The organism is Mesorhizobium newzealandense (assembly GCF_042682145.1).
GTDB lineage: Bacteria > Pseudomonadota > Alphaproteobacteria > Rhizobiales > Rhizobiaceae > Mesorhizobium > Mesorhizobium newzealandense.
The window spans coordinates 234875-252755 of the sequence record NZ_JBHUGZ010000017.1 but is presented as its reverse complement, the minus strand read 5'-3'; the positions used below and the strand labels follow the sequence as shown (position 1 = coordinate 252755).

The following is a 17881-nucleotide window of genomic DNA, read 5'->3' as shown; positions in this document are numbered from 1 at the left end:
GTCAGCTGACCTTCGGTTGATGAGGCAAAATGAAACCGGCCGGCTTCTGCCGACCGGTTTGTTCCGAGCAAGATCAGCCGCAGACGCGGACTTCCTCGATCACTCTGTGGTGGTGACGCCAATGCTTGACCAGTTCGATATGGCAGCGATGATGCCGATGGTGGCGGCGATACTCGCCTCCGTCGTAGTCACCGAATTGCAATTGCACGCCGCCGTTTTGATCGTCGTAATCGCGCCGGTGGTGGCGGCGATACTCGCCACCTTGGTAATCACCAAACTGCACGCCGTTCTGATCGTCACCGTATTGGTTGTCATCGTTATGCCGGTCACGATGGCGGCGGATGATGACCTGGCCGTTATCCGACTGATCGTCCGGTGAATACTGGTTGTTGTCGTCGGACTGGATAATCAAGCTTGCAGCTTGCGTTGGCGCAATTGCTGCGGCCGTTGCGGCCAATGCCATCATGGAAGCTAAAATCAACTTTTTCATTTCGTCCTCCTGCGAGTTCAAGACATACAACACGCGGGAGAACCGGGTGTTCCACTGTAGATCTACACGCTTTGCGACGCCGAGGATATCAAGGCGTTATCGGTTGCAGCATGCTCTACAAGCGAACGAACGCCGTCAGCGGCAGGTGATCGGAGGCCACGCGCGAGAGCGGCGTGTCATGCGCCTCCACGGCCGAGATCATTCCGTGCCGATTGGCCATGATGCGATCGAGCGCCAGCAGCGGCAGGTTCGACGGGAAAGTCGGAACCGCCGGCGGTAGCGGGCCAAAGGTGACATGCAGCGTGTTCAGCGCGGAGCGGTTGCCGAGCCGCCATTCGTTGAGATCACCGAGCAGGAGCGTCGGCTTCTCGTCGGGGCTGTTCATGATATCCAGCACGACGCGAGCCTGTTGCGAGCGGGACCGGCGCAGCAGACCGAGATGGGCTGCGATGACGCGCAGGGTCCGGTTTCCGTCGAGATCGATTTCCGCCACCACTGCGCCGCGCGGTTCGAGCCCCGGCAGCCTGATCTGATGCACGTCGCGGACCACGCCCTTCTTGAACAGCAGGACATTGCCGTGCCAGCCATGTCCCTTGCCGTTGGCGGCAATCGGCACCGGCACCAGGCCGGTTTCATGTTCCAGACGAGACAGGTCGAGGAGTCCGTCACGGTCGCCGAAGCGGTTGTCGGCTTCCTGCAGCGCAATGACATCCGGATCGATTTCGCGGATGACGCGGCTTGTCCGTTCAGGATCGAACCTCCTGTCGATGCCGATACATTTGTGGACGTTGTAGGAGGCAACCAGCGTTCCGGTCGTGCCTGTCCGCTTGGGCGCACCGGCGTTTGCCTTCTGCATCCTGCGGTCGCGAATGGATAGAAGCATGCTTGCCGGGAGGCTGCGTCCAGTTCTGTGCATATCCGTGCTGCTCGTCCTCGCTGGCTTCAATTCAGAACCGGGCTACAGTCAAAATAGGCACCTTCGGCATATGTTCCATGACAAGCGAGTTCCCCAACATGCCAACCTTGCCTAAAGATAGGGCGAACCGAGCCAAAGGACCCGGTCGAACAGCCGGATAAGGAACGGGCGGGCCCGCAAGGCGTCGAGCGTCACCGGCACGGCGGAGGCGAGCGCCGACCCGATCCGCGCCTCGATCTCGCTGGCGAAGCCGGCGTCGAGGATCTCGAGGTCGATCTCGAAATTCAGCCGCAGCGACCGGGCGTCAAGGTTGGAAGAGCCGACATAGGCCCACACGCCGTCGATCGAAAGCAGCTTCGAATGATCGAAAGGTCCCTCCGTGCGCCAGACGCGGCAATAATGTTTCAGCACCTGATCGAACTGCGCCGTCATCGCACGGTCGACAAGGAAAAGATTGTTCACCGCCGGCACCACGATGTCGATTGCGACGCCGCGCCTTGCGGCGGTGGTCAGGGCGCTGATCAGTTCGCGGTCCGGCAGGAAATAGGGCGACATCAGGCGGATCGATTTGCGGGCGACGGAAAATGCGCCGATCAGCAGCTTGTGATTGGTCTCGATGCTGGCGTCCGGACCGGACGCGACCGCTCGCACCAGCATCGGCAGGCCGGGCGCCGGCGACAGCGGCGCAATTCGCCAGGCGTCGCCCTTCAGCGGCTCGTTGGTGGCGAAGCGCCAGTCCTCGGCGGCAACCGAGAAGAGGTCGGCGACGACCGGACCGGTGACCCGAAAATGCGTGTCCCTGGCGCTGTTGGAACCGGCGAACTCGGCGGAGAAGCCCTTGCGGATGTTCATGCCGCCGGTAAAGGCAACCGTACCGTCAACCACCAGGATTTTCCTATGGGTCCTCAGATTGGCATAGGGCAGGCGAAGGCCCATCACGATGTTGCCGTTGAAGACATCGGCGGTGATGTTGGCGCTGCGCAGATGCCCCAGGATGCTGGGCACGGAGTAGCGGGCGCCGACGGCATCGATCAGCACACGGACGGTCACGCCGCGCCGGACGGCGTTGGCCAACGAGTCGACGAAGAGCAGGCCGACGGCATCATTGTCGAAGATGTAGGTCTCGAGCAGGACGCTGCGCTCGGCGCCATCGATCGCCGCGCACATGGCGGCATAGGCCTCGTCGCCTGTCTCAAGCACATCGATTGCGTTTCCAGGGTTGAGCGCGCGCCGCGCCACCCTGTCGCCCAGTGTCCGCAGGCCCGTGAACCGCTGCCCGTATCGCTCGACGATCAAGGCCTCTTCGGCGGCGACGTCGCGTTCATGTTTGGCGGACACCGCGCCGTCGGCAAGCGGGCGCTGGGCGCTGATCGAGGCGCGGCGGATGCGGTTGATGCCGGCAACGGCATAGATCAGCACGCCGATGATGGGCGACAGCACCATCACGCCGACCCAGCCGATCGCGGCGCGGACATCCTCCTTGGTCATGACGACGTGGATGATGCCGACGGTCGCCATCACCACCGAGATGATCGCAAGGATTTGGGGCCAGTGAGTCGCCAGAGTCTCGAACATTGCCGGGACTATCCAGCGAGCGCTTGCAGAACGCAATGCGGCCCCGGCATGGGGCGAATCCACCCACGGGCGCTACCGGGCAAGGTCTGCAACCGTTATGCGGGTGTCGCAGCCGAGGCATCAGCTGAATCATCTCAGCACGGAGCAGCAGGCTGGCATCTCCATCTGCTTTTCACGGCTTCGGAATCCTTTTGTCCGGCAGGGTGATACGATTGAGTATTAAGCTAAGCAACCCTCGCGGGCGGAAGACTTGTGCGCCTCACTTCCGGTCGAGATAGTCCTAACGGCTGCGATCGTGGCCTCCGGCTGCTCATCCATGAGCCAATGTCCCGCGTTGGGTATCACGACTTCGGTCACGTCGGTCGCGGCATTCCGCATGACGATCGCCTCATTTGTACCAAAGGATTTTTCGCCGCCGATCGCCAGCACCGGCATACCGAGTTTCATCACCATCGACGCCTTGTTGCCTTCGGCGTCCTGCCGGATAGAGCGGAACTGCGCGAACGCTGAGCGCATCGCGCCGGGCAGGGCGTAGAACTTGGTGTAGTGTTCGCGCGTTGCTTCGTGAGCCTTGGCGAAGCATAGAGACGGCGTGATCTGGCGTCGTCCTGCGCCGGTTTGGTCCAGCAAGGCTTCCTGTGCTTGGTTGCGGAACGATTGTATATCAGGCGAAATGAATTTAACGATATACCACTTTGACTGATGGCGAGGGGAGCGCCGGATGGTGAAATTCAACTTCGATGGGCCTCCTGTGGGTGACGCCGTCGACATGTCGGCCGAATGTCAGCGCCAATTGCTGCCTCTCCTCCGCGAAATCGTCCAGGCGGCGGTCGCGGCCGGGTGGAGCGAGGAGGATGTTCTGCTGGGCTTTGTGGAACTTGCGTGGGATCTGTACGAGAGGCGTCGCGGTGATTCCTAGCAATCTGCGGTGAACCGGCTGGCTCTATGCCGCGTCATTGCATGGCTGCCGAGCTCGGTGGCAAAAACCAAATTTCAGGCCCGCCCGGGCCAGATGCGCCCTTCATATTAGCGTTGGTACAGAGCCGAAATGCGTGGCCGATTCATACTAAGGCCGTTGAACAAAAACGCATTGATGGGAGACCTCGCCGTCGGTGGAAAAGATGTTCTTGAATCGTCCTTCGTCGGCCATTTTTTTCTTTTTTATCTCGAACAAAGATTTTTCTTTGCGCGTGGGTGTTCTTCCCTAACCAAGGCCTGTGCGTTACGCTGATTTTGGGTTGGGCCAAGGGGGATTTCAAGCGGCGGCAAGGCGGCTGAGGCGACCCAAATGAAAAAAGCGGACGAGGCTCGGGAAAGCGGCGTTTTCCGGGTCGATCGAGAGCGTACAGCTCGATACGTCTTGGACATCATTCCCGAAAGTGCTGGTCCCAGAAGAGCTACCGCCCGTGGGAGCGTCATTTATTCCGTCCGCAGTCCTGGATCGCAGAAGTTCCTGGCCAGGGAACATTCCGTGGGAATTGTGCTGAGACTGGCACGCAAGTTGAAGCCTCGTTGCTCAGTGATCCAAGACAGGAATTTCCTACAAAGAATCCGGAATTTTCAAAAATACGTCCGTCACGACAGTGCCCATGCTCTGCGTCAACACCATAATTCGGTTCGGTCAATCACGAATTGTTTGCTTGAGGGAACAGAGAATGCGCCCTCAGGCTGATGTCCATCGGGGCTGTATCGGGAGGCCGAGACATGCGGCGCGATGATGATCCCCCAAGATGGATTTCCGGGACAGAGACAGCGCGACAGCCGCAGCTGAACGTAAAAGGTGGGCTTTCCGTCCAAAGTGCACGCAGGGTTCAGGAATTCCTGAACGAGAACTTTTCGCGCAAGCTGGCACTTGCCGATATGGCTGCGGTTTGCGGGCTTTCGCCCTATCACTTTGTGCGGGCCTTCTCCAAGACGTTCGGGGCGCCGCCACATCAATACGTTCTTGATCTGCGGCTCGACTTCGCCGAAAGACTGCTTGCCGACAGCCGCATGACGATCGCGGATATCGCCCATTTGGCCGGCTTTTCAAGCCAGAGCCATTTTACGACGGTGATGAAAAAATATCGCCAGGTGACGCCACTGCAGGCGAAGGCGGGAAAGCTTAACTCGAAGATTAGATGAGATGCCGGTTGCGGCATTATTTGATTACTTGGTGTTAAAGCGCTGGCTAAGGTAACGAGCCGTTAACCCCCATCAGTTTGCTTCTCTTTTTTCTCACGAGGCAGCAATTTCGTGAAATACTACGTGCAGGAATCATGTCTTCCTGCTGCGGACTGGAATTGTCTGACGATTTCATGCCGGCCAGCGGAGAGGGAACCATGACCGACAATCAGATTTCGAGTGGCTCGCTTGTTCAGCGTCGCGCGGCGCAGTTCGCCGCCCACTGGATCGCCGGCGCCGATGTTGGCCGCCGCTCACTGCGCCGCCGTCTGTTGGCTGTGCTGCGCATGGCTCATCGTGTGCTGGGCATGCGCCGCAAGGGACATGGGCTCGGCATGCTCGGCACCGGCAGGATTTTGGCAGCGACGCTGGGTGCGATCGCATTGGGCGGCATCGCCACGCCGGCATTAGCACAGGTTTTTCGGCGGCGGCGGCACGGCAAACGGAGTGCGCGGTATCGCGTTTGGATCCGGAGCCGTGCAAAACGGCGCCGACTCGATAGCCGAGGGCACCAATGCAAGCGCGGGCGCCCAGAATGCCGTCGCGATCGGCTTCCAGTCGATCGCCTCCCAGATCAACTCCATCTATCTTGGCTCGCGAACCGCTGCGGGAACAGGTAGTACTGCGACGAGCGCAATCGGCATCGGTACGGATGTCACGGCATCCCAGGCCGACGCCATCGCGGTAGGACGTTCATCCGTTGCGTCGGCGCAATACTCAGTGGCTCTCGGCCTGAACGCCAAAGCCACGGGCACAGGCGGCGCGATGGCGCTGGGCTCCGGCACGATCGCAAGCAACGTCAATTCTGTAGCGCTCGGTGTTCAGGCCCAAGCCATCTCGGCCGGCGCCAACGCCTTGGGTACCTTCTCCGTCGCTTCGGGAGGGAATTCCACAGCCGTCGGCACCAGCTCCTTGGCCAGCGGCAACTTTTCGTTCGCCGGAGGCTGGGCATCTGTTGCCAGCGCGGACAGTGCCGTCGCCGTAGGCAAATCGGCCAGCGCGGCAGGGCTAAACTCGACTGCGCTCGGGTCCAGCACCAATGCTTCGGCCGATTTCGCATTGGCGCTGGGCAACCAGGCTGTGTCGAGCGGTATCGGCTCGGTCGCGGCTGGCTCGGGATCCCAAGCCACCGGCGTATCCGCCACGGCGCTTGGCAACAATGCCGCGGCGACGGCCGCAAACGCAAGTGCGCTGGGCCTGGGTGCCACTGCGAGCGGTGTAGACGGCACGGCGATCGGCAAGCAAGCCAATGCGAGCGCGCAGGACGCCATCGCCATGGGCACTACGTCAATTGCGAGTGGCACCGCCAGCACGGCGGTTGGCAACACGGCCATTGCCAGCGGCGCAAACGCCTCCTCGTTCGGGTCCGGCGCGAATGCGACAGGAGACAATTCTCTCGCCGCCGGCGTCAGCGCCAACGCCGGCGGAAGCGCCAGCACCGCTCTCGGCATCGGGACCGTAGCCAGCGCCGACAATTCCACTGCCGTCGGACGTGAATCTCGCGCCACCGGACTCAACAGTACCGCGCTCGGCCGCGGCGCCCAAAGCAGCGCCCTGAACTCCATCTCTCTCGGCGCTGGGACGAGGGCGTCCGGGATAGGCGCCGTCTATGTCGGCTCAAGCACTTTTGCAACGAGCGCCAGTGGAGACAACGCCATCGGCATCGGCACGGACGTGACGGCATCTGAGGACGACGCCATTGCAATGGGGCGCGACAGCCAGGCGACGGCAACCAACGCCATCGCGGTCGGTCTACAGTCCGCTGCGCTCTCCGCCGACTCCGTCGCCATCGGCACGGGCGCGATTGCCGATGGCGGCCAGGCCGTCTCCATCGGCGCTGGCAACACGGCCTATGGCGACGGCGCGGTGTCCATCGGCGATCCGAGCTACGCCAGCGGCACCGGCGCTTTCACGGGCGGCGCCAACAACATCGCCAACAGCGACGGCACGGCAACCGCCACCGCCGCCAACCAGGCCGCGGGCGCCGTCGCCATCGGCAACAACAACAAGGCGATCGGGCAGGGCTCTGTTGCCCTGGGCAACGGCTCCACTGCTGGTGCCACCGGCCTCGCAGGCAATGTCGCGCTGGGCAATGGCGCGACGGCGGCGGCGAGCTCCGGCGACGTGGCGCTGGGCTCCGGCTCGGTGACCGTCGCAGCAGTGGGCACGCCCAATGCCGTGATCAACGGCACGACCTATGCCTTCCAGGGCATCAATCCGACCTCGACGGTCAGCATCGGCGCGCCGGGTGCGGAGCGCACGCTCACCAATCTGGCGGCGGGGCGGATCAGCTTGACGTCGACCGACGCAGTCAACGGCTCGCAGCTCTTCGCCACCAACCAGGCGGTCGATGCTATCGGCACCACGCTCAACAACATTAATGTCGGCGGCGGCATCAAGTATTTCCACGCCAATTCAGCCCTGCCGGATTCCCAGGCCCTTGGAACGAATTCCATCGCGGTCGGACCCAACGCCGTGGCCAACAATGCCGGCGATGTGGCGATCGGCCTGAATTCCACGTCAGGAGCAACGACCAATGTCGGCGGAGCCACGATCGGCGGCACTGCCTACACCTTCGCCGGCGGCACGCCGGCCGGCGCGTTCTCGGTCGGCTCGCTGGGCGCGGAACGCCAGATCCAGAATGTCGCGGCCGGACAGTTGAACGGAAGCTCGACCGATGCGGTCAACGGCTCACAGCTGTTCGCCACCAACCAGCAGGTCACGGCCAACACCACCGCCATTGCCAACATCGGCGGCTCCGTGACCGATCTCGGCACCACGATCAACAACATCGCCGGCGACACCTCGACCGCCTATACCGACGCCAATGGCGTCGGCATCCGCTATGCCCGCACCAACGAGGCCGGACTGGCGCAGACCGATTCCTTCGCTCAAGGCATCGGCTCCACGGCCGTCGGTTACCAGGCGACCGCGACAGGCGTCAGCGGGCTCGCGCTCGGCCGCGACAGCCAGGCCAGCATCGACGGCGGCGTGGCGCTTGGGTCCAGTTCGGTCTCCGATCGCGCCCTGGCTCCGGCCACGGGCCAGATTGCCGCCGGTCCCTCCAACTTCATCCAATACAACACGACCGACAAGACACTGCTTGGCGCCGTGTCGGTCGGCACGTCCACCGCCTATCGGCAGATCACCAATGTGGCCGACGGCACCCAGGCTCAGGATGCCGTGACGATCCGTCAGTTGCAGGGCGCGATCGCGGCGGTCTCGGTCACCTCGACGAAATACTTCCATGCCAATTCGGCGGCTGGCGACTCGCTCGCGGTCGGGGCCGAGTCGGTCGCTGTCGGTCCGACGACTGTCGTCAACGGTGACAACGGCGTCGGCATCGGCAATGGCGCGATCGTCGACCAGACCGCACCCGGCGGCACGGCCATCGGCCAGAACGCCCATGTGATGCTGGCCGACGGCCTGGCGCTCGGCACCAATTCGACCGCCTCCGGTATCCAGTCGGTGGCGCTCGGCGCCGGCGCCCAAAGCACCTTCGCCAACAGCGTCGCACTGGGCGCCCAATCGGTCACAACCGTCGGCGCGCAGGCGAATTACACGGCCTATGCGCTGGCAAGCCCGCAAACCTCGGCCGGCGAGGTGTCGGTCGGCGCCGCCGGCGCCGAACGCAAGCTGACCAATGTCGCCGCCGGCTCGGCCGATACCGACGCCGTCAACGTCTCCCAGCTTCGCGGCGTGTCGCAAAACGTTGCCAATCTGTTCGGAGGCAGCACCACGATCAATCCGGACGGCTCGGTCACCGGGCCGACCTACACCATCCAGGGCAACAACTACTCGACCGTCTCTGACGGTTTCACGGCCGTCGACAATGCCCTGACCAACATCAGCAATGGCGGCGGCATCAAGTATTTCCACGCCAATTCGACGCTCGCCGACTCCGCAGCCAGCGGCACCAACAGCGTCGCGATCGGGCCGGAGAGCGTGGCCAGTGGCACCGACAGCCTGGCCGCCGGGCATGGTGCGGCGGCCAGTGCGCAAGGCGCCGTGGCGCTTGGCCAGGGGGCCCAGGCCAACAATGCCAACGATGTGGCTCTCGGGTCCGGCTCGGTGACGCAGGCCGCCGTCGGCACCTCCAGCACCACCATCAACGGCAAGACTTACGCCTATGCCGGGACGGCTCCGGTTGGGACCGTCAGCGTCGGCGATGCCGGCTCCGAGAGGACGATCACGAATGTCGCCGCCGGACGTGTTTCCGCCGACAGCACCGACGCGATAAACGGCTCCCAGCTCTTCGCCACGAACACGGCAATCGAGGATCTGAAAACCGGCGTCGGAAGTCTCACCCAGAATGCGGTGGTGTATGACACCAATCCGGATGGCAGCAAGAAGAACAGCATCACGCTGCAGGGCGGGGACGTCAACGCGCCGGTGGTCATCTCGAATGTCGGCCCCGGTGTCGCCGGCACCGATGCGGTCAACGTCAACCAGTTGAACCAGGGCATAACCGAGACCAAGAGCTATACCGACAACCGTGTCGCCTACGCTATCGATACGGCCAATGACTACACCGACAAAGTGGCCGTCACGACCTTGCAGCAGGCCAACGATTACACCGACCAGAAGCTCAGCCAGCTCAATTCTGACATCGACGGCGTACGCGACGAAGCACGACAGGCAGCCGCAATCGGGCTCGCCGCCGCCTCACTGCGTTACGACGACCGTCCCGGAAAGTTGAGCGTCGCGGCGGGTGGCGGCTTCTGGCGGGATGCCGGCGCTTTCGCCTTCGGCGCTGGCTACACCAGCGAAGACGGCCGCATCCGCGGCAATCTGTCCGGCACGGCCGCGGGTGGACATGTCGGTGTCGGCGCCGGCCTCAGCTTCACCTTGAACTGAGGCTGGAATGAACAGGCAAACCAGCCATGCCCGCCTTGCCGCACTGACTTGCCTGGCGCTCTGCGGCGGGCTCGTGCCGGCTGTCGGGCAGGTTGCCTCGCAATACAGGATCAAGCCCTCGGACGTGGTGGTCCCTCCCGAGGTAAAACTGGGGGACTACCAGCGCACCATCCGACCCTTCGAGAACTGGACACTGATCTGCGACGAGAACCTCAAGGCCCGCAAGAAGGTCTGCAATGTCTCGCAGGTGATCGAGAACACATCCGGCAAGATGGCCTTCAGCTGGTCGCTCGCCGCCACGCAGGACGGCAACCCGTACATGATCCTGCGCACCGCGCCGAACGCCAGGAGCGACGGTCTGGTGTCGCTGAAGTTCGAGGGGCGAAGCCAGGCGATCGATGTTCACCTGAACGGCTGCAACGAAATGGTCTGCGTCGGCATGTTGCCGGTGGGTCCCGTCATGCGCCAACAGATCTCGCAGAATGCGACGCCGGCGATCTCCTACTCGACCGTCGACGGTGGGACGATAACCGTGACCGCAACGCTCAAGGGGCTGACAGACGCCCTTTCGCCACTCAAATAACCGGGGCAGCATCATGAGCCAACAGGACCAGTTCATGTCCGCAAAACGCAGCAGTCCAACCGTCGAAGCGGATCGGCAGAGGCTCGTCGAGCCCGCGCGCCGGCGCTGGCCGCGCGTCGCCGGATTTTCGCTGTTGGGGCTAGTGGTGGCAGGCCTTGGCTTCGCCGCCGGGAACTATGCCGCGATCGCCAATCTCGTCGGCGGCGCGACGGCCGCACAGGCTTCGACGGCGTCGCCAGCGCTTCCGGACACGCCTTTCCTCCAGCATGTCAAGCAAGCCGGTGTGCAGGCCTGTTCGACTATCTTTCCGGTGCTCGGACAGATTTTGACGACTGGCACGAAATACAGCGTCAAATCGTTGTGGAACGACCAGGCTGCCGACAAACATGCCGTTCAGGCCTTTGTCGGCATGGACTATGCGACGGAACGTTATAGCGGGCCCGCCGCCGGCGTCGTTTTTGCATCGCCCACCGCTTCAGGTTGCGAGGGGGCGATGGTGCGGGTGGCGCCGTTCGCCAGCCCGTGTGCCGACATCCCGTCCGTTCTTCCGCGGGGCAGCAAGATCACCGACCATCTCGGGCAGGTCGAGGTCTACGAGCTTGGCGAAAACGCCGGGGAAGCCCTTCTCCTGCCGACGGGCAACAGCTGTGTGGTGATCTCCGTCGCATCGGCGGCGAAGTGAGCACGCGAAGCTGATGGCGCCGGCTCCTGCAGAGGATTGCTGACTATGAGATATGGATCTTTGGCTGCTGTTCTTGGCATCGCCTTGCTCTGGGCCGGGCAAGTCATCTCGGCCGATCTGGTGGAAGGACCGCCGGCACCACCGGCTCCGCCACCTCAGGAGGGAAAAGGCATCTGGGCAGCGATCGCCTATTCCACCGCCGATGTCAGATACGGCTTCTTCTGGGGTGCCGACAAGCGGCAAGAGGCGTCGGATACCGCGCTCAAGCATTGCGAGAACGCGGGCGGACAGAACTGCGCCGTCGTAGCCGTGTTCCGCAACCATCGTCATTGGAATGACGACGACCAGACCGGCTTTCCCTACAATCACTGCGGTGCCCTGGCCGTGGCCGAGAAGGCAACCGACCGGCTCACGCCCTGGGGCGCAAAGTCTGCTCAGACCCGGCGGGAAGCGGAAGACCTCGCCTTGCAGGCCTGCGAGGCGACAGGCGGCAAATGCAAGATCCGTGAGTGGGTCTGCACATGAAGCCTGGCCCCAAGGCCGTCTCGGCATGCGGGTGGGCAAAGGGGTTGGAAATGACGGACTGCGTGGGAAACGCGAGCTTCAGGAAGCCAAGGCAGGTCTTACGGGTTCCGAAAAGCCTGCCGTGATAGCGGTCCAACTCAGGATTCAGTCGTAAACAGCGGCTATCCGCACTCGGGACGATTCTGCCCGCATTGGTCACCGCCTTCTGTTTTTGTCCTTTTCCCCGCTTGGCAGCGTCCGGATTCAATCGCAGCGGGGTCGATGCTTATGTGCCATTTTTGCTACATTTCACAACCTTGTGGCGTGAATCCCCCCTTTAGCAGAGGCTAATTCAATAATTTCTCACACATTTCGTGAAACTGTGGATAATTCTCGATGGGCAGGCCTTGGCTTGGTTGTAGCGCTCGCGAATAAGGGTGCTGGGGAAACGTAGGGTGGGTTATATGAATACGACAAGCATCTTGACCATAGGCAAGCGCCTTGGTCTTTTGATGACGGCTACCATGCTGACCTGCGGAAGTGCTCATGCGCTCACGCTCAAGGAGGCGATGGCCGTTGCGGTGGAATCCAATCCCGAGATTGGACAGGCAATCGAAAACCGCGAAGCAATCGAGTTCGAACTGCGGCAGGCCAAGGGCCTTTATCTTCCCAGTGTCGATGTCGAGGCATCGGCTGGAGTTCGTCGCCTCGACAATTCGTCTAGGCGCGCTCTGTCGATAGAGGACGATTCGCTCTATCCGGCGGAAGCCGATCTGGTGGTTACTCAGAAGCTATTTGACAGCGGAGCGCGGCGGGCGGAATTGAACCGCCAGGCATCGCGAGTCGACGGAGCGTCCTTCCGGGTGCTGGAGCGCTCGGAATTCATCGGCCTGTCGGTCGTCCAGGACTACCTTGAATACATGCTGCAGGCTTCGATCGTCGCCGAAGCCAAGAAGAATCTGGGTTTCCATCAGGCGATACTCGGCGACATCCGGCAGGGCATCTCAGGAGGGGCGCTGAACGAGGCCGACCGGCAGCAGGCCGAGGAGCGCCTGTTCGCAGCCAAGGCACGCATGCAGGAGGCGACCGAAGAACTGGAAGCCTCCAAGATCCGGTTCTTCAAGACCGTCGGAAAACCGCTGGTCAACGCTTCGCGGCCTGCCGACGTCGCCTCAGCACTTCCGAGATCACTCGATGATGCGCTAGGCTTGGCGCGGCAGAACAATCCGCGCGTTCACATGGCCACAAGCGATATCGCCGCTGCTGCTTCCATGGTGGATGCGGCCCGGGCTAAATATGGCCCTGAAGTCCTGGCTGAAGGCCGCGCCAGGGGGGGGATATGACATTGACGGCGACAACGGGGACGCCAGTGACCTGCAGGCGCGTCTGGTGCTGCGTTGGAACCTGTATCGAGGCGGCATAGACAAGGCCAATGAGCAGGAACAGATCCGCCGTGCCAGCGAGCAGCGGCTTGCCTATCATCAGGTGCTGCGCGAAATCGAGGAAGCCGTTCGCACGTCTTGGGATCGCCGTTTCAGACAGGCCGACCTTGCAAAGACGTTGAGGCAGCAGGCTGCTTCCAGTGAAAAGCTGGTTTCGTCTTATCGCGAGCAGTTCAAAGTCGGACAGCGCTCGCTGCTCGATGTGCTTGACGCACAGAATACGCGGTTCAACACGGCAACCCTGGCGGACACAGCATCTTACGCATCGCTTTTCGCCCAGTACCGGTTGCTCGCGGCGACAGGCGAGTTGCTGAAGACGATGAACCTTCAGCCGGCAAAGCAGGCCACGGCATATGCCCGCACCGAGTTCAACGCACCAGAAACCGCAGACACTGAAACCTATGCGCGGACGCCATCGGAGCAGAAAAACGACCTGCCTTTCGATATCCTCGCGCCAGTGCGGAAAAAGTAAGGCGGCATAGGGTCCAGCGAGGGTCCTTACGGGCATATCGTGAACCAGCAACCCAACATCCTCTCCCCCAAGGAGGCATTCAAGGCCTGCTTTTCAGCGGTTGCCGGCTATCTCGGCCGGCCGAGCGCCGAGACAGTGCTGTTTGCCGGGGTGCCGATTTCAGAGACGCGAATTGAGGTAGAGGATATTCGGCACCTTGCCGAGCGCATCGGCCTCGAGGTCAAGGAAGTCAGTCATCGCGATTTCCTGCGCGGACGCGTCGATCTTCCCGCCATTCTGTTTCGCGTCAGCCAGCTGCCTGTTGCCCTGCTCGCGGAGATTGAGCCGGGCGAGTACCTGACTGCCCCCCAGGAGAACGGCCGCACCGCGATCAGCAGATCCGAGCTGGCTGCCAGCTATATCAGCGGCGGCGCTTCCTTCTCGATCACCTATGCCAATGCCACCGAGGGGATGAAGGTCGGCTCGGCGCAGAAGATCGAAAGGCGCCATTGGCTGACGGGGACGATGGGCGCCTTCTGGCGCACCTATTCGAAAGTCGTCCTTGCGGCGACATTCATCAATGTGTTGGCCATTGCCTCGCCCATCTTCACGATGAACGTCTACGACAGGATTCTGCCGAACAAGGCAATATCCACGCTGTGGGTTTTGGCAATCGGCATTGGTGCCGTCATCCTGTTCGATCTGCTTTTGAAGACGGCCAGGGCCTCCCTGATCGACTATGCCGGGCGCAAGGCGGATATTCGGATATCGTATCTTCTGTTCGAAAAAGTGCTGAACTCGTCACTGTCGGCGCGTCCCGGCTCGACCGGTGAATACGCAAACAGGATCACGCAATATGAGTTCGTCAGGGAGTTCTTCACCTCGAACACCATCAGCGTGTTCATCGACACGGCATTCGTCTTCGTCTTTCTTCTTGTCATCTATGCGATAGGCGGCTGGCTGGTGATCATCCCGGCGGTGGCCTTCGTGATGTCCGTCATCGTCGGCTTGATTACCCAGCGCCGCATCGGCAAGCGCGTCGCCGCCTCAATGAACGAAGCTTCGCAACGCCAGGCCCTGCTGGTCGAATCCATCTCCACGCTGGAGACGATCAAGTCACTGCGTGCCGAGGCGTATCTGCTGCGAAAATGGGGGGAGCACTCCAAGAACGCCGCCAACACGTCCGAGAAGATCAAGCAACTTTCGGCGGCCGCGGGCAACATAACCCAGTCCATACAACAGCTGGTGACCGTCGCTCTCGTCGTGGCCGGCGCTTACGCCTTCTCGGAAGGGCATGTTTCGACAGGCGCAATCATAGGAACGGTCATGCTGGCGAGCCGGGCCGTGGCTCCACTCGGCCAGATCGCCATCACGCTGTCCCGGTTTCGCCAGGCCATGCTCTCGTTGAGGATGGTGAACTCGATCATGGCTCAACCGGAGGACCGACCGGACACGGTGGGTTTCGTCAACCGTCCAATTCGCAACGGGGCGATGGTGTTCAGGAATGTCGGGTTTGTCTATCCCGGCTCGGAAAACGAGGTTTTGACCGGTCTGAATTTCTCGGTGAAGCCGGGAGAGCGGATCGGCATCATCGGTCGCATCGGATCGGGAAAGACGACGATGGGCCGGCTGGTCGGCAGGCTTTTCCTGCCGACCTCCGGTGAGCTGCTGCTGGATGGGATCGATGTTCGCCAGTATCACCCGTCAGAGGTTCGCGCTGCCGTCGGCATCGTTGCGCAGGCTGGCGATCTGTTCTCGGGCACGATCAAGGAAAATCTCCTGATGGCCTGTCCGGAGGCTACCGACGAGCAGATCATCGAAGCGGCAAAGGCGGCTGGCGTCGACGATTTCGTTTCACGCCACCCGCGCGGCTACGACATGAATGTCGGCGAGCGTGGCACCAATCTTTCGGGCGGCCAGAGGCAGACGGTGGCAATCGCACGCCTGCTGCTGACCAAACCGAAAATCGTCTTTCTGGATGAACCGTCGGGCTCGATGGATCTCGCATCGGAACGCCAGTTGATAAAGCAGCTCAAGGTCGCCTTCGACCGCGACACCACGCTGATCGTCTCCACACATCGCTTCAGCATGCTTGAACTGGCCGACCGCCTGATCGTTATCGAACAGGGCAAGATCGTTGCTGACGGACCGAAGGACCAAGTCATACAGGCGTTGCAGAAAACAAGCGCCTGATAAAACAATGTTGATGCATCCAATGCGTTGGGGCGTGGGAAATGCTTGCCAGGGAAGATCGACCGCCGCTCTTTGCGTCGGCGTCCATATTCATAATAGGAGCGCTCTTCGTCGTTTTTGTCGCCTGGGCGTCGTTTGCCGAAGTCGATGAGATCGCGCGGGGCGACGGCAAGGTGATACCCGCTTCCAAGACCCAGATCATTCAGGCCAGTGAAGCCGGTGTCGTCCAGGAAATCGCAGTGACGATCGGCCAGGTCGTCAAGAAGAATGATCTCATCATTCGCCTCGACAACACGCTCAACACGTCCAGCCTTGGCGAGCAGCAGGCCAAGGCGCGGGCCTTGCGGGCGCGCATTGCGCGGCTCCAATTCGAGCAGAGCGGCAATCTCGAAGGCTCATTTCCCTGTCCGCCCGAGATCCTGAAGACAGCGCCGGAAATCTGCGAAAACGAGCAGAAGCTGCTCGTCGCGCGCCGCGAAAACTTCGAAGTCAAGCTGTCGGTTCTCAAGTCGCGCCTCGATCAGCGCGAGAATGAATTGGACGAAGCCACCGCCAATCTCGATCGCCTGACCAAGAATCTGGCCGTCAGCGACCAGGAAAAGGCGCTGGTCGATTCCATGGTCAAGAAGGGGCTGATGGCGAGGACCGAGCAGATCCGCGTCGAGCGCGAGCAGACCGAACTGCAGGGGCAGCTGAACCTCGCCGGTGAAACCATCAAGAAAACCAAGGGGGCTATCACGGAAGCCCAGCTTCAGGTCAACGAGCTCGGCCTGCAGTTGCAGCAAGAAGCTCTGAGCGACTTGACGGAGGCGCTGGCCGATCTCTCGGTGGTGGATGAAACCATAAGGGGGGCGACCGACAAGGTCGCACGCACTGATATCCGGTCGCCGGTCGACGGGATAGTCAACACGCTGGAGCTGAACACGGTCGGTGCCTTCGTCCAACCCGGCGCCGTCGTGGCCGGCATCGTGCCAACCTCGGAGACGTTGCTCGTCGAGGCGCGGGTGTCGCCCCGGGATGTCGCGTTCATCCGCCCCGACCAGGACGCGCTTATCAAAGTCACTGCCTATGATTTCTCGATCTTCGGCGGCATCGAAGGCAAGGTCTCCAATATTACAGCCGACAGCCTGGTCGATCAGAAGACAGGGGAACCCTATTACCAGGTGCGCGTGTCGACGGACAAATCGACACTTGAGAGAGACGGCAAGGCCTATTCGATCATCCCGGGCATGATTTGTTCAGTCGACATCAAGACTGGACGCAAGACGATCCTGAACTATCTCTTGAAGCCGATCAACAAGGCGCGTCAGGAGGCAATGAGTGAGCGGTAGCGCTGGCTCTCCCGGTCACGGGCGGCTGCTGCCTCCGGTCGCGCCCGAAGATTTTGGGCTGGAATTCCGGGTTGTGGCGCGTGGCGGCATACGACGCGGCATCCGTTTGGAACGGGCTTTCTGGGCGTCGCTGAAGCAGATGGCCGAAAGCAGGAAGTGCACGATCGGCATGCTCATCGATGAGATCGCCGAAAGTCAGGCACAGACAGGTAACCTGACATCTGCGATCAGGGTAGCCTGCATGCGTGGATTGGGGAACGAAAACCTGACCCTGCGAAGGCTTGCGTCGATCAACACCATCAACGCCATACTGGTCGCCTGTCCGTCACCAGCCTTTGCCCTAGCATCGTCGAAGAAGATCCTGACTTTCAACGCGCCGTTCCAGCAACTGGTCAAGCGTCAACTGCCGATCGTGCCAACCGACGAAGCGCGGCATGACCTCAAGCTGGCGCTCGACCTCAATGTAGCCGACATATTCGCGCGGCTTGACGCCAATGGCGAAGCGCCGGTGGCTACCGGCTTTGTAATCGGCGCCGGTGAACGTCGATACCGAGGTCAGTTGAATGCGGTGAGGGCCCCGGTGCTCGAGCCGGAGCTGCTGATGGCGTTCGTCTTCGGCGGCTAAAGCGTGTCGGGCTGAAACGGATTCAATCGACGCGCTTCACGCCTTTGTTTCATGCAGGTTGTAGTCCCA

The 17881-nt window shown here is 61.7% G+C and carries 13 protein-coding genes and 1 pseudogene; 10 read left to right on the top strand and 4 right to left on the bottom strand.

The window, feature by feature from the left end:
* Window positions 1-73: 73 nt before the first annotated feature.
* The 4 genes from ACFSOZ_RS25510 to ACFSOZ_RS25495 form a co-directional block, all read right to left on the bottom strand.
* Window positions 74-490, bottom strand: coding sequence for a hypothetical protein (locus ACFSOZ_RS25510; protein WP_379102422.1), 417 nt, complete (start codon window positions 488-490; stop codon window positions 74-76).
* Between the two features lie 115 nt (window positions 491-605).
* A complete protein-coding gene (locus ACFSOZ_RS25505; RefSeq protein WP_379102420.1) occupies window positions 606-1406 on the bottom strand; it encodes an endonuclease/exonuclease/phosphatase family protein in 801 nt (266 codons plus the stop codon).
* Window positions 1407-1517: 111 nt separating this feature from the next.
* Window positions 1518-2981, bottom strand: coding sequence for a phospholipase D-like domain-containing protein (locus tag ACFSOZ_RS25500; RefSeq protein ID WP_379102417.1), 1464 nt, complete (start codon window positions 2979-2981; stop codon window positions 1518-1520).
* Between the two features lie 219 nt (window positions 2982-3200).
* Window positions 3201-3716, bottom strand: a complete 516-nt coding sequence (locus ACFSOZ_RS25495) for an alpha/beta fold hydrolase (protein ID WP_379102415.1) — start codon at window positions 3714-3716, stop codon at window positions 3201-3203.
* On the opposite strand from ACFSOZ_RS25495, the gene ACFSOZ_RS25490 reads away from it, so the two are divergent.
* The 10 genes and pseudogenes from ACFSOZ_RS25490 (at window position 3703) to ACFSOZ_RS25445 (ending at window position 17812) form a co-directional block, all read left to right on the top strand.
* Complete coding sequence (locus ACFSOZ_RS25490) at window positions 3703-3900, top strand: hypothetical protein (protein WP_379102413.1); 198 nt, start codon at window positions 3703-3705, stop codon at window positions 3898-3900. The genes ACFSOZ_RS25495 and ACFSOZ_RS25490 overlap by 14 nt on opposite strands.
* Window positions 3901-4685: 785 nt before the next feature.
* On the top strand, window positions 4686-5105 hold the full coding sequence (locus tag ACFSOZ_RS25485; RefSeq protein ID WP_379102411.1) for a helix-turn-helix transcriptional regulator: 420 nt from the start codon (window positions 4686-4688) through the stop codon (window positions 5103-5105).
* A gap of 516 nt (window positions 5106-5621) precedes the next feature.
* The gene (locus ACFSOZ_RS25480; RefSeq protein ID WP_379102409.1) at window positions 5622-10001 is read left to right on the top strand and encodes a YadA-like family protein; all 4380 of its coding nucleotides are present in this window, start codon (window positions 5622-5624) and stop codon (window positions 9999-10001) included.
* 7 nt (window positions 10002-10008) lie between these two features.
* Window positions 10009-10584, top strand: coding sequence for an invasion associated locus B family protein (locus ACFSOZ_RS25475; RefSeq protein ID WP_379102407.1), 576 nt, complete (start codon window positions 10009-10011; stop codon window positions 10582-10584).
* 13 nt (window positions 10585-10597) lie between these two features.
* Window positions 10598-11266 (top strand): hypothetical protein, encoded by a 669-nt coding sequence (locus ACFSOZ_RS25470; RefSeq protein WP_379102405.1) that lies wholly within the window; start codon window positions 10598-10600, stop codon window positions 11264-11266.
* Between the two features lie 45 nt (window positions 11267-11311).
* A complete protein-coding gene (locus ACFSOZ_RS25465) occupies window positions 11312-11791 on the top strand; it encodes a DUF4189 domain-containing protein (RefSeq protein ID WP_379102403.1) in 480 nt (159 codons plus the stop codon).
* Between the two features lie 443 nt (window positions 11792-12234).
* Window positions 12235-13684 (top strand): annotated as a pseudogene (locus ACFSOZ_RS25460) (TolC family protein).
* 39 nt (window positions 13685-13723) lie between these two features.
* Window positions 13724-15856, top strand: a complete 2133-nt coding sequence (locus ACFSOZ_RS25455) for a type I secretion system permease/ATPase (RefSeq protein WP_379102401.1) — start codon at window positions 13724-13726, stop codon at window positions 15854-15856.
* A 41-nt stretch (window positions 15857-15897) separates the two neighbouring features.
* Entirely contained in the window at window positions 15898-17187 is a 1290-nt protein-coding gene (locus tag ACFSOZ_RS25450) for an HlyD family type I secretion periplasmic adaptor subunit (RefSeq protein ID WP_379102399.1), read from the top strand.
* Entirely contained in the window at window positions 17177-17812 is a 636-nt protein-coding gene (locus ACFSOZ_RS25445) for a ribbon-helix-helix domain-containing protein (RefSeq protein WP_379102397.1), read from the top strand. The genes ACFSOZ_RS25450 and ACFSOZ_RS25445 overlap by 11 nt, the downstream gene beginning before the upstream one ends.
* Window positions 17813-17881 lie beyond the last annotated feature (69 nt).

What these genes read in the sequence shown, in the direction of transcription:
- ACFSOZ_RS25470 (WP_379102405.1), top strand. Translation starts at nt 10,598, where the DNA reads ATGAGCCAACAGGACCAGTTCATGTCCGCAAAACGCAGCAGTCCAACC.
- ACFSOZ_RS25510 (WP_379102422.1), bottom strand. Translation starts at nt 490, where the DNA reads ATGAAAAAGTTGATTTTAGCTTCCATGATGGCATTGGCCGCAACGGCC.
- ACFSOZ_RS25505 (WP_379102420.1), bottom strand. Translation starts at nt 1,406, where the DNA reads ATGCACAGAACTGGACGCAGCCTCCCGGCAAGCATGCTTCTATCCATT.
- ACFSOZ_RS25500 (WP_379102417.1), bottom strand. Translation starts at nt 2,981, where the DNA reads ATGTTCGAGACTCTGGCGACTCACTGGCCCCAAATCCTTGCGATCATC.
- ACFSOZ_RS25450 (WP_379102399.1), top strand. Translation starts at nt 15,898, where the DNA reads ATGCTTGCCAGGGAAGATCGACCGCCGCTCTTTGCGTCGGCGTCCATA.
- ACFSOZ_RS25490 (WP_379102413.1), top strand. Translation starts at nt 3,703, where the DNA reads ATGGTGAAATTCAACTTCGATGGGCCTCCTGTGGGTGACGCCGTCGAC.
- ACFSOZ_RS25465 (WP_379102403.1), top strand. Translation starts at nt 11,312, where the DNA reads ATGAGATATGGATCTTTGGCTGCTGTTCTTGGCATCGCCTTGCTCTGG.
- ACFSOZ_RS25475 (WP_379102407.1), top strand. Translation starts at nt 10,009, where the DNA reads ATGAACAGGCAAACCAGCCATGCCCGCCTTGCCGCACTGACTTGCCTG.
- ACFSOZ_RS25485 (WP_379102411.1), top strand. Translation starts at nt 4,686, where the DNA reads ATGCGGCGCGATGATGATCCCCCAAGATGGATTTCCGGGACAGAGACA.